Here is a 12,073-nt window from a genome sequence, read left to right as displayed (position 1 = left end):
GCAGCCTGCGGCGTTTAAGCGCCCCAATACCCCACAAGCTTGCGCACTTCGTCGATCACCGGCCGGGCGGCCGTGCGAGCGCGTTCGGCGCCGTCTTTCAAAATGGCGTCAATCTCGGTCTTGTCATTGAGAAGGCGGGCATACTCCTCGCTCACCGGGGCGATGTACTCCACCGCCGCTTCAGCCAGTTTCGGCTTGAACACGCCAAAACCTTCCCCGCCAAACTCACCCAGAACCTCGCTCACGGATGTGCCGGTCAGCGCGGCGTAGAGACCCACAAGGTTTTTCGCTTCGGGGCGATCTGTGAGAGCCTCTGCGGTTTCGGGCAGGGGTTCGGGGTCGGTCTTGGCTTTCTTGATCTTGCGGGCGATCGTGTCGGCGTCGTCATGCAGATTGATCCGGGCATTGTCGCTCGGGTCGGACTTGGACATCTTCTTCGTGCCGTCCTTGAGCGACATGATCCGCGCACCGGTCGGCAAGATCACCGGTTCAGGCTGGGGCAAGATGATCTGGTCGCCGCCAAAGTCGCGGTTAAACCGGGCGGCGATGTCGCGCGCCAGCTCCAGATGCTGTTTCTGGTCATCGCCCACCGGCACATGGGTCGCCTTGTACACCAGGATGTCCGCCGCCATCAGCACCGGATAGGTGAACAGGCCGACGCTGGCGCGCTCGGCGTCCTTGCCGGACCCCGCCTTGTCCTTGAACTGGGTCATGCGCTCCATCCAGCCCATGCGGGCGACGCATTGCAGAATCCAGTTCAGCTCGGCGTGCTCAGGCACAGCCGATTGGGCGAAGATGGCGCTGCGTTTGGGGTCCACGCCGGCCGCGATATAGGCGGCGGCCACGCCGCGCACCCGGTCGGGCAACACGGCGGGGTCGTACTCGATTGTCATGGCGTGCATGTCCACGGCGCAGAAGAAGCATTCCTTGCCGCTGTCCTGCATCGGCACCCAGTTCTTCAGCGCGCCCAGATAATTGCCCAGATGCAGGCCGCCCGTGGGCTGCATGCCGGACAGAATGCGTTCGGGGCCGGAATAGGCGGGCGTCGCGTCAGTCATGGGAATTTCCGCTAGAGAACAGAGAATGGGAAGGCTGTGTCTTAAAGGGCGGGAGCCCGGGCCTCAAGCGTCCGTGCCGCTTGGGGCCTTGTCGGTGACGGCAGCGCTGTCGCGCTTCAGGGCGCCCAGCAATTCCTGCGGCCTGAGCCCGCCAATGGCGAGGGTTGTCACGACGAAAACCGCAAACCCGGACAGCACCAGAATCCCCATCCAGACCAACGCCGTCAGCGCGGCGCCCAGATGCGCCGCCAGAAGGCCCGTAATTGGCGCTTCCCCGAAGCGCAGAGTCAGCCAGAGCGCCGCCATCATGACCAGACAGGCCAGAACTATGCGCGCCAGACGGTGTTTCAGCCTCGGATCGGCGACGAACTGCCCCCGCCGCATCAAGGTCACGCCCAGCAAGATTGCGTTGAGCCAGCCTGCCAGCGTGGTGCCGAGGGCCAGTCCCGCATAGCCCAGAGGCCCGAAGAACAACGCCACGCCGATCAGCAGGTTCATCGCCATGGACGCGCCGGCGAACTTCATGGGCGTCAGCGTGTCTTCGCGGGCAAAAAAGCCCGGCGCGAAGACCTTGATCAGCACGAAGGCGGGCAGGCCGGCGGCGTAAATCGCCAGCGCCAAGGCGGTGCGCTGGGTGTCCGAGCTGTCAAAGGCGCCGCGCTGGAACAAGCCTGCCACGACAGCGTCCGGTATCACCAGTAGAGCGGCGGCGGCGGGCAGGGTCAGCGCCATGGAGATTTCAATCGCCCGGTTCTGGCCTCCCATGGCGCCCGCATCGTCACCAGCGCGCAATCGCTTGGACAGGGCTGGCAGCAGGGCGACGCCCATGGCGATGCCGATCACGCCCAGCGGCAGCTGATAAAGCCGCTCGGCATAATAGATCCAGGAGCGTGCACCTTCCTGCAGCGTGGCGATGGAGCCCGAAACCAGCTGATTAAAATGGGTCACCCCCGCCGCCGCAGCGCCGGGAACGCCCAGAACGACCAGGCGTTTCACGCCAGAGGTCAGACGGGGTGCGCGGACTGTCAGGCGGATCCCGTGCTGCCGGGCCGTCAGGTAAAGCCAGCCCGCTTGCAGCACGCCCGACGCTGTCACGCCGATAGAGAGCCAGAGCGCCAGGTCGCGACGCTCCCCCGGTGCGAACAGCAGAACGGTGATCAGCACCACGTTCAGAAGAATGGGCGCAGCTGCGGCCGTGGCGAATCGGGCATGGGAGTTGAGCGCGCCCGAAATCATCGCCGCGAGCGACATGCACAGCAGATACGGCATGGTGATCTGCGTCATCAGCACGGCAAAGGCGAACAGGCCCGGATCGCCGACAAAGCCCGGTCCCAGCGGATACATCAGCCAGGGCATCAGGATCTGGCTCAGCACCACAAGCGCCAGCACCGAAACCGTCAGGACGGACAAGACTTCACTGGCGAAGCGGTCTGCTTCTTCCTGGCCCTCCCCCTCCAGACGGCGGGCGTAGAGCGGGATGAAGGCGGAATTGAACGCGCCCTCCGCAAAGATGCGCCGGAACAGGTTGGGAAAGGTCAGCGCAGTGAAGAAGGCGTCAGTCAAAGGCCCGGCGCCCAGGCGCGCGGCCAGCAAGATGTCGCGCGTAACGCCGAAGAACCGGCTTAACAGAGTGAAGCCGCCAACAACCGCAGAGGAGCGCAATAACCGCATGGTCTAACGCCCGGCGCTGGCGGGCGTGGAGACCAAGCCCTGCTTGGCGCGGTGCACGGCGACCGCGTCTTCAGCGTCGGAAAGTACGTTCATCAATTGCACCTTGATGCCCACAAGCCGGGCGTCGCCAGAGGGTTTGCCGCCGTTCTCGGTGACGTAGAAGGTGTCGACGGCGCGTTCTCCATAGCCGTCAATACGCGCCGCCTCCAGCGACAATCCGATGTCAGACAGTGTTTTCGCCAGAGCGTGCAAGAGGCCGGGGCGGTCGCGCCCGGTCGCCTCGATCACCAGCGCATCATCAGAGGCGTCCAGATCGAGATTGACCGACGGGGTGACGGTGAAGGCGGCTTCACGGCGGCGCAGGGGTTTGAGCATGGGGCGGGAATCCTCTGCGGACAGGCCATGCTCGGCGGCGTGCTGCACGCTGTCGCGGAGGCGGTCCTGGATATAGCTGTCTGACCAGCCGAACGGCTTGCCGCCCTGTTCCTGCACGTAGAAGACGTCAAAAGCACGACCATCCGAAGTCGTGGTCACCTGCGCGCCCACCACGTTCGCGCCTTCGCGTGACAAGGCGCCCGCAATGTCAGCAAAAAGTCCATGCCGGTCGGGCGTCAGCACCATGACTTCCGTCGCCGAGCGGCGTTTGTCCGTGCGCACGCCGACGCTGGTCGCCTGTCCGCGCTCAAAGGCGGCGCGGGCGAAGGCGGCATGCCGGAAGCGGTCATCCTCGCCAAAGGCCAGCCAGTAGGAATGATCAAGCACTTCAGTCCAGATGCGGGTGAAGTCCGGATCGATCCGCGAGAGCGCGTCATGAAAATGATCGCGCGCAATGGCGGCGCGTTCGGCCAGCCGCGCCCGCGCCTCGGCCTCGTCGCGGCGTTCGCCGCCGCGCAGCACGGCTGCGGTCGCCTGATAGAGATCGCGCAGCAGCTGGGCCTTCCAGCCATTCCACACGCCAGGCCCCACGGCGCGGATATCCACCACGGTCAGCACGGTCAGAAGGTTCAGCCGATCGATCGTGCCGACCTTCTCGGCGAAATCGAGCACGGTGCGCGGGTCAGACAGATCCCGGCGCTGGGCCACATCACTCATTTCCAGATGGTTCTCGATCAGCCAGGCGACGAGATCGGTTTCATGGTCATCCAGCCCAATGCGCGGGCAGACCTGACGGGCGTTCTCGCCTCCCTCAATGCATTGATCGCCCTTGCCCTTGCCGGTGTCGTGCAGCAGCACCGCCAGATGCAGCGCCCGGCGATGCAGGATTTCCGGCGCCAGTTTCGAAGCAAGCGGGTGGTCGGCGTTGAGCTTGCCCTGTTCAAGCTGTCGCAAAAGGCCCAGCGCGTTCAGCGTATGCTCGTCTACGGTGAAGCGGTGATACATGTTGAACTGGGTGCGGGCGACAATGTCGCCGAACTCGGGGATATAGGCGCCCAGGAGTCCCGCCTCGGTCATGGCGCGCAGGATGATGCGCGGATCATCGGCATCCATGAGGACCGCAAAAAAGCTGCGCGCGGCGCGAGGGTCTGTGCGGAAGCGATCATCGATCTGGCGCAGTCCGCGACTGATGGCGGCCACGGCGTCAGGGTGCAGGTCCAGATGATTGGCGGCGGCTTTTTCAAACAGGCGCAGCATCATCACCGGATCGGTTTCCGGCGCTTGCGGATCGGCGAAATCGAGCCGGCCGGCATGCAAGGTGAAGCCGCGCTCAGCCAGTTCGATTTCGCTGGCGCTGCCATCTGAGGGCAGGAATCGCCCGCCGGGCGGGTCCTTGAGCGCTTCAGCTTCCAGCTTGGCGCAGACCAGACGGGTCAGCGCGCCCACATCGATCGCTTTGAGAAAATAGCTGCGCATGAAGGCTTCGACGCCCAGCTGGTCGTCCGTGTCTTCAAACCCCATGCGGCGCGCGATTTCAGGCTGCAGGTCAAAGGTCAGGCGGTCATCCTTGCGCCCGGCCAGGGCATGCAGGTGAAAGCGCACCGTCCAGAAGAAATCCGCCGCGCTCAGATACCGCTTCACATCATCGATGGAGAACAGGCCCGCCACCACCCAGCGCTCCAGCGCGTCATCGCCATAGAGGATTTGCGCGAGCCAACGCAGGGTCTGCAGATCGCGCAATGCGCCTTTGCCGTCCTTGATATTAGGCTCGACCGCATAGCGGCTATCGCCTTGACGATCCACGCGCTCATCGCGCTCGGCCAGCTTGGCGGCGGCGAATTCAGCGTCGTTTTTGATGCGGATGTCTTCGTCAAACCGGGTATGCATCTGGCGCACCAGCCGGATATCGCCCGAGATGGACCGAAGATCGAGCAGGGCCGTGCGCTCAGACAGATCGTCCTGGGCGAGTGCGATGGCTTCATCCAGCGTGCGCACCGCGCCGCCGCCAATGTGCAGGCCGCTATCCCAGATCGCGTACTGGGTCTGCTCGATCACCGCCGCGGCATATTCGGGCGGCGTATCCGAGGTGAGAAAGACCAGATCGATGTCTGATTGTGGCGCCAGTTCGCCCGCGCCATAGCCGCCCAGCGCACACAGGGCGATGCCTTCGATCGCGTCTTCGGTGTGGTCTGAGATGATGGAATCAAACAGCGCCCGCAGCGCGGCATTCATGACGCCCGACCAGGTGCGCGCCGCTTCCAACCCGCCTTCCGCGCCGTTCAGGCGTGTCCGGGCCAGGGCCCGGCCCTTCTCGAGATAGCGTTTAAGGCGGGTCATCGCCAGCTGGCGGTTGGCGGGCTTGTTCCAGCCGTCGCGGGTCGCGGCGGACAGTTCGGCGCGCAAGCGCAGCCCATCAAGACTGGCGGGGAGGGTTGTAGGTCTCATGGCTTGGATTCTACGCGAGGGGGACCGGCGCGTCAGCCAGAGTTTTGGCTCAAGGCCTTAAGGGCATACAGCACATCCAACGCTTCGCGCGGCGTCAGACTGTCCGGATCGATATCTTTCAGGCGCGCATCGCTTGCGCTGGGTTGGGTTTCTGGTTCCGGGGCCAGGCTAGAGAATAGCGGCAGATCCGCGAGCGCGGCTGCGGGCGCGTCATCGCTTTCAAGCCGTTTGAGTATCTCTGTGGCGCGTTTCACCGCCGCCTTGGGCAGGCCGGCGCGTTTGGCGACCTCGACGCCATAGGAGCGGTCCGCAGGGCCTGTCTGAACTTCGTGCAGGAAGATCAGATCGCCCTTCCATTCCTTGGCCTTGAGCGAGCAATTGCCCGCTGCGTCCAGCTCTTCGGCCAGGCGGGTCAGCTCGTGATAATGGGTGGCGAACAGCGCCCGGCTGCGATTGATCTCATGCAGGTGCTCGACCGCCGCCCAGGCGATGGACAGACCGTCAAAGGTCGCCGTGCCGCGTCCGATCTCATCAAGGATCACCAGGGCGCGCGGCCCGGCCTGGTTGAGAATGGCGGCGGTTTCGATCATCTCCGCCATGAAGGTTGAGCGTCCGCGCGACAGGTCGTCCGCCGCCCCGACGCGCGAGAACAAGCGGTCCACAAGGCCGATGCGCGCCGATCTGGCGGGGACATACAGCCCCGCCTGCGCCAGGATCGCCATCAGCGCGTTCTGGCGCAGGAAGGTCGATTTACCCGCCATGTTCGGCCCGGTGACCAGCATCAGCCGCGGATGGTCCCCGCCTGCGCCGTCCAGGTGACAGCCATTGGGGGTGAAGCGGCCCTCGCCGGAGCGTTCCAGCGCACGCTCGACGACAGGATGCCTGCCGCCCTCGATATCAAAGGCGAGGCTGTCATCCACATGCGGGCGCTCCGCGCCGGTTTCCTCGGCCCAATGGGCGGTGGCGGCGGCGACGTCCAGCTCCGCCAGCGCTTCGGCCGCGCGCCGGATCGGCGCGTCCAGCGCTTCGATACGGGCGCGAAACGCGTCAAAGATTTCAAGCTCCATCGCCAGGGCGCGCTCACCCGCCTGTGCGATTTTCGCTTCCAGCTCACCGAGCTCCGGCGTGGAGAACCGTACGGCGTTCGCCATGGTTTGCCGGTGGATAAAGGCCGTGTCGCCCATCAGGGCGTCGGCGTTCCTGGCGCTGACTTCGATGAAATAGCCCAGCACATTATTGTGCTTCACCTTCAGCGCGGTGATTCCGGAGCGCTCGGCATAGGTGGCTTGCAGACCCGCCACCACCCGGCGCGATTCATCTCTCAGGCCGCGCGCTTCATCAAGCACGGGGGTCCATCCCGGCGCAACGAAGCCACCATCGCGCGCCAGCAGCGGCGGCTCGGCGACCAGGGCTTGATGGGTGTCCTGCACCAGGCTCGCCAGTTCGGGGTTCTGCGCCAGAGACAGAGCGTCGAGCGCTTTACTGATCGGGGCGGGCGGAGCGTTCAGCGGATCCTTGGCGAAGCCTGCGATCAGCTTTTCGCCCTCTTTTAGCGCCCGGCTCAATTGCGCCAGATCCCGCGGCCCGCCACGGCCCAGAAGCAGGCGCGACAGGCAGCGCGCCGGGTCGCCGGCCGCTTTCAGCCGGTCGCGCGTCTGCTCGCGCAGCGCGCGATTCTCAAGAAAGAACTGCGCGCCATCCAGTCGGTCCTGAATCTCCGGCAGGCTCATCGATGGACGCGATAGACGATCCGCAAGAAGCCGCGCGCCGGGCGCCGTCAGGGTGCGATCAATGGCGTCAATCAAAGATCCCTTGCGCGACCCCTGAAGCGTCCGGTCAATCTCAAGGCTCGCCCGGGCCGCCGGGTCGATCACCATGGCGGCGCCAGACGGCAGGCTGAGCGGCGGGCGCAGGCGCGCCGGCGCGCCCGCTTGAGAGAGCTCAAGATAATCCAGGAGGGCGCCGAGCGCAGACAGCTCGGCCTTGGTGAAGGCGCCAAAGCCATCAAGGCTTTGCACATGAAAGCGCTGCTTGAGGCGACGCTCGGCTGCGCCTGCATCAAATTTGGCGCGGGCGCGCGGCGTGATCACTGCATGAGGCGCAAGCTCAGCGGCCAGCTTGCCGTCCTCGTCGCAGCACAGGACTTCAGACGGGTTGAGCGCGGCCAGTTCCGCTTCCAGCCCCTCATAGCCGACACGCATGCTGGCGAACTCACCGTCGGAGACATCCGCCCAGGACAGGGCGCACTCGCCGGTCGCGAGACGGGCGATGGCGGCGATGCGGTTGGCGGCGCGCGCTTCCAGCAAGTCATCCTCGGTCAGCGTGCCGGGGGTGACGATACGTGTGATGCCGCGTTTGACGACTGATTTCGCGCCGCGCTTTTTGGCCTCGGCGGGATCTTCCATCTGTTCGCCGACGGCGACCTTGAAGCCCGCCTTGATCAAACGTGACAGATAGACCGGGGCGTTATGGACGGGCACGCCGCACATGGGCACGGGTTCGCCCTGGTGCTCACCCCGTTTGGTCAGAGCGATATCGAGCGCTTCTGAGGCCCGCACGGCGTCGTCAAAGAACAGTTCGTAAAAATCGCCCATGCGGTAGAACAGCAAGGCATCGAGCGGCGCTTCGGCGCGCAGCTCCAAAAACTGCACCATCATCGGCGTCCCGCCCTCCGGGGTCGGGAAGGCGCGGGCGTTCAGGGCGGTCGGATCTGCGTGTGACGTCATGGGCGCAAGGTAACCGCGCCGCCGCCCGCCGCAAGTGTGACAGCGCGTGATTTGCTGTACGCCGCGAAGCGGCTAGTGTGCAGGTCCACACCTGTCCACCGCCCTTTTTTCCGGATCCGCCATGACTGACCGCCGCTCCCGCGTTGATGACGAAGAAGCCCTGAACTTCCACCGTTTCCCGAAGCCCGGAAAACTGGCGATGACCGCCACCAAGCCCATGGCGACCCAGCGTGATCTGTCGCTGGCTTACAGCCCGGGCGTGGCCGCCCCGGTCAAGGCGATCGCCGAGGATCCGGACCTCGCTTACGATTACACCTCCAAGGGCAATATGGTCGCGGTGATCTCCAACGGCACCGCCATTTTGGGCCTTGGGGATCTGGGCGCGATGGCGTCCAAGCCCGTGATGGAGGGCAAGTCGGTGCTCTTCAAACGGTTTGCGGATGTGGATTCCATCGATATCGAGGTGGATGAGAACGATCCCGAAGCCTTCATCGAATGCGTGCGTCGGTTCGGCGCCAGCTTTGGCGGCATTAATCTGGAAGACATCAAGGGACCTGATTGCTTCATTATTGAAGAGAAGCTGCGTGAGCTTCTGGATATCCCGGTTTTCCATGACGATCAGCACGGCACGGCGATCATTTCCGCCGCCGGCATCATCAATGCGTGCGAGCTGTCGGGCAAGGATATCAAAGCGCTGAAAGTGGTGGTGAACGGCGCGGGCGCCGCCGGCATCGCCGTGCTCGAACTGCTCAAAGCCATGGGCGTCCAGCATGACAACGCGATCCTGTGTGACTCCAAAGGCGTCATCTACAAGGGGCGCGATCATGGCATGAATCAGTGGAAATCCGCCCATGCCGCCGACACCGATGCGCGGACGCTGGACGAAGCGATGAACGGGGCGGACTGCTTTATCGGCCTGTCAGTGAAGGGGGCGGTGACCAAGGAAATGGTGCGCTCCATGGCGGCCGATCCGATCATCTTCGCCATGGCGAACCCCGATCCCGAAATCACGCCCGAAGAAGTGCGCGAGGCGCGTTCGGATGCGATCATGGCTACGGGTCGATCTGATTATCCCAATCAGGTCAATAATGTGCTGGGCTTCCCCTATATCTTCCGCGGCGCTCTGGATGTGCGCGCCCGCACCATTAATGAAGAGATGAAGATCGCCGCCGCCAAGGCGCTGGCCGAGCTGGCGCGCGAAGACGTCCCCGATGAAGTCGCCGCTGCGTATCACGGCGCGCGTCCGACGTTTGGCAAGGAATACATCATCCCCGCCCCGTTTGATCCGCGCCTGATCAGCCATGTGCCCCCCTATGTGGCGCAGGCGGCGATGGAGTCCGGCGTGGCGCGCAAGCCGATCTCCGATATGGAGCAATACAAGGCGGCTCTGGCGCGCCGGCTCGATCCCACGGCGGCGATCCTGCAATCAATTCAAGACGATGTTCGTGCCGGTGAGCGCAAGACCATCGTCTTTGCTGAAGGCGAGGAGCCGTCCGTGATCCGCGCCGCCTACGCCTTCCAGAACCAGGGTCTGGGCGAGGCGATCCTGATCGGTCGCGAAGAGACCGTGCACGCCAATATGCGGCTTCTGGGCGTTCAGTCGGACGCCATTCGCATCGTCAATGCGCGCCTGTCTGACAAGAACGCGGATTATGCCGACTTCCTGTTTCATCGCTTGCAGCGCCAGGGCTATTTGCGCCGCGACGTGCAGCGTCTTGTGAACAATGACCGCAACGTCTTCGCCGCCTGCATGCTCGCGCTGGGTGATGCGCACGGCATGGTGACCGGCGTGACGCGCAATTACGCTCAGGCGCTGGGCGATGTGCAGCTTGTGATCGACACCGCCGAGAACGAGCGCGTCATGGGGATGAGCCTTGTGCTGTCACGCGGTCGGACCCTGTTTATCGCCGACACCAATGTCACTGAGTTCCCAAGCCCTGAAGCCCTGGCGGACATTGCGGTGGAGACGGCGGCGGCGGCAAAGCGCTTTGGCGTCACCCCGCGCGTGGCCTTCCTGTCTTACTCCACCTTTGGCAATCCGTCCGGCGATCGGGCCGACGCCATCCAGAAAGCGGTCAGCTATCTTGATGCGCGAGGCGTGGATTTTGAATACGAGGGCGAGATGAACGCCGATGTGGCGCTCGACCCTGATCACCGGCGTCTCTATCCGTTCTCGCGCCTCACAGGGCCTGCGAACGTGCTGGTCATGCCCGCCATTCACTCGGCGTCCATCGCCACCAAGCTGATGCGCGCCGCCGGCGGCGCCACCGTGCTGGGGCCGATGCTGGTGGGGCTTGAAAAGCCGGTTCAGATCGCCCGTCTGGGCGCCAGCGTGAACGACATTCTCACGCTGGCGGCGCTGGCGGCGCACGATTTGTCAGATGACCGGACGGAGAAGGCGGCGGAGTGATTACTCCGCCTTGCCGCCCTGTGGCTGTTCAGGGCTGTTTTCGGTGGTCCGACGTTCGGCGAATTTGAACTGCCCCTTCGCCGCCATCGGCCCCCATCCCAGCACCAGTGCCAGCAAGACCCCGGCGGGGAGGGTCCAGCCCGCCGTCAGGATGAAGAACCAGACCCAGCCCACCTGATCGGCCAGCACGCCGGAGAAGCCGGCCATGAATTTGGGCACAAGGGCGTAAAACGAGCTGAGCATGGCGTACTGGGTCGCCGCGTTGTCGGGGTCCACAAGGCTTGAGAGGTAGGCGATGAACACCGTCGTCACAAAGCCGCCGGCCAGATTGTCGCCCACGACCGCAAGCGTCAGCTTGCCCAGATCGTCCGGCCCGGCCGTGGCCGCCAGCCACGCATAGGCGCCATTGGTGATCAAGGTGATCACAAGCCCGATTACCAGCGCCCGCATCATGCCAAAGCGCATGCTGGCGATTCCGCCCAGAAACAATCCGGTCATGGTCGCGATCAGGCCGGGGCCGCCCTGAATGCCGCCCACGGCGTCGCGCGCGAAACCCAGATCGGAATAAAGCGGGGCGGCCATCACGCCCATGGTGAAATCACTGATCCGGTAGAGCGTGATCAGCAAGAGGACCGGCAGCAACCACCAGCCAAGACGCCCCAGAAATTGCTTGAACGGGTCGACCACGGCCTTGACGATTTTCTGGGGCAGGGATCCGGTCAGGGCGTGCTTATAGGTTCCCGTCGCGGGCTCCTTCATCAAGAAGACCAGCCCTGCAGACACCGTCATCGCCGCCGCCATTGCCAGGAAGGACCAGCTCCAGTCCGCCCATTCGGAAATGGCGAGCCCAAGCCCGGAGGTCATGTAGGCGACCCGATAGCCCAGCGAGTAGCCGGCGGCCATGTTGGCCTGCATGTCATTGGGGGCGCTTTCAATGCGCCAGGCGTCGATCGCGACATCCAGCGTGGCGCTGGAATAGGCCAGCAAAAACGCCGCGATGGCGACCGGAGCGAGACCTTGGGAGGGGTTAGTCTGGGAGATGATCACCAGTGCGATGACCGTGCCGGAAATGGCTGTAACGATCCAGGATCGACGCGGCCCCAGAAGCTTGGCGAGGAAGGGTATTTGCACCCGGTCAATGATCGGCGCCCAGAGAAATTTCAGGGTGTAGGACAGCGTCACCCAGTAAAAGAAGCCGATGGTGGAGCGCTCGATCCCGGCGTCACGCAGCCAATAGGAGAGCTTCTGGAAGACCATGTAAAGCGGCAGGCCTGACGCGAAGCCCAGCACGATCATCGACAGCATGACCGGGGTGAAATACACCCGCACGGTCTGCGCCCAGCTGCGCGCTGGCGGGTTTGTTTCCACGGTCATGGTCGTCCCTCGTC

The 12,073-nt window shown here is 64.3% G+C and carries 6 protein-coding genes; 1 reads left to right on the top strand and 5 read right to left on the bottom strand.

Annotated elements, in window-relative coordinates:
• Nucleotides 1-14: 14 nt before the first annotated feature.
• From trpS to mutS, 4 genes are all read right to left on the bottom strand, one after another.
• Nucleotides 15-1,058 (bottom strand): tryptophan--tRNA ligase, encoded by a 1,044-nt coding sequence (gene trpS / locus ACP154_RS04975; RefSeq protein ID WP_421861320.1) that lies wholly within the window; start codon nt 1,056-1,058, stop codon nt 15-17.
• A gap of 63 nt (nt 1,059-1,121) precedes the next feature.
• Nucleotides 1,122-2,729, bottom strand: a complete 1,608-nt coding sequence (murJ, locus tag ACP154_RS04970) for a murein biosynthesis integral membrane protein MurJ (protein ID WP_421861323.1) — start codon at nt 2,727-2,729, stop codon at nt 1,122-1,124.
• 3 nt (nt 2,730-2,732) lie between these two features.
• Entirely contained in the window at nt 2,733-5,549 is a 2,817-nt protein-coding gene (locus ACP154_RS04965) for a [protein-PII] uridylyltransferase (protein ID WP_421861326.1), read from the bottom strand.
• A 32-nt stretch (nt 5,550-5,581) separates the two neighbouring features.
• Entirely contained in the window at nt 5,582-8,275 is a 2,694-nt protein-coding gene (gene mutS, locus ACP154_RS04960) for a DNA mismatch repair protein MutS (RefSeq protein WP_421861328.1), read from the bottom strand.
• Between the two features lie 121 nt (nt 8,276-8,396).
• On the opposite strand from mutS, the gene ACP154_RS04955 reads away from it, so the two are divergent.
• On the top strand, nt 8,397-10,685 hold the full coding sequence (locus tag ACP154_RS04955) for an NADP-dependent malic enzyme (protein WP_421861331.1): 2,289 nt from the start codon (nt 8,397-8,399) through the stop codon (nt 10,683-10,685).
• Here ACP154_RS04955 and ACP154_RS04950 read toward each other — a convergent pair whose 3' ends face one another.
• Nucleotides 10,686-12,059 carry an AmpG family muropeptide MFS transporter gene (locus ACP154_RS04950; RefSeq protein WP_421861334.1) on the bottom strand — a complete coding sequence of 458 codons (1,374 nt, stop codon included), beginning with the start codon at nt 12,057-12,059 and terminating at the stop codon, nt 10,686-10,688.
• Nucleotides 12,060-12,073: the final 14 nt, after the last annotated feature.

Origin of the sequence: Oceanicaulis sp., from assembly GCF_965249665.1 — a bacterium.
Lineage (GTDB): Bacteria > Pseudomonadota > Alphaproteobacteria > Caulobacterales > Maricaulaceae > Oceanicaulis.
The sequence above is the reverse complement of the archived record's forward strand: the minus strand, read 5'-3'. Positions and strand labels throughout refer to the sequence as shown.